Source organism: Streptomyces gottesmaniae (assembly GCF_031845845.1).
Taxonomy (GTDB): domain Bacteria; phylum Actinomycetota; class Actinomycetes; order Streptomycetales; family Streptomycetaceae; genus Streptomyces; species Streptomyces akebiae.
Genome location: NZ_JAVRFJ010000117.1, coordinates 1 through 477 on the forward strand (window position 1 = coordinate 1; position 477 = coordinate 477).

General features: G+C 52.2%; 1 protein-coding gene. It reads left to right on the plus strand.

Going from position 1 to position 477, the window contains the following annotated elements:
* On the plus strand, positions 1 to 477 hold a 477-nt coding region (locus tag RM704_RS45730), incomplete at both ends, for an FAD-dependent oxidoreductase (RefSeq protein ID WP_498076447.1).

Sequence of the window (477 nt, forward strand, 5' to 3'; positions counted from 1 at the left end):
TCAAATACTTCACCAAAGAGCAAGGTCTGAGCATCGAATTGGGTGCGAAAATCGGCGACATCAAGTCTGAAGGCAAAGGTGTTTCCGTTGCTTACGAAACTGCTGCCGGCGAAGCCAAAACCGAAGTATTCGACAAACTGATCGTTGCCATCGGCCGTATTCCAAACACCAAAGGCCTGAACGCGGAAGCCGTAGGCTTGGAAAAAGACGAGCGCGGCTTTATCAAAGTGGATGGCGAATGCCGTACCAACCTGCCTAACGTATGGGCAATCGGCGACGTGGTTCGCGGCCCGATGTTGGCACACAAAGCCAGCGACGAAGGCGTTGCCGTTGCCGAGCGCATTGCCGGTCAAAAACCGCATATCGACTTCAACAACGTACCGTTTGTGATTTACACCGACCCTGAAATCGCTTGGGTGAGTAAAACCGAAGAGCAGCTCAAAGCCGAAGGCGTGGAGTACAAAAAAGGTACTTCAG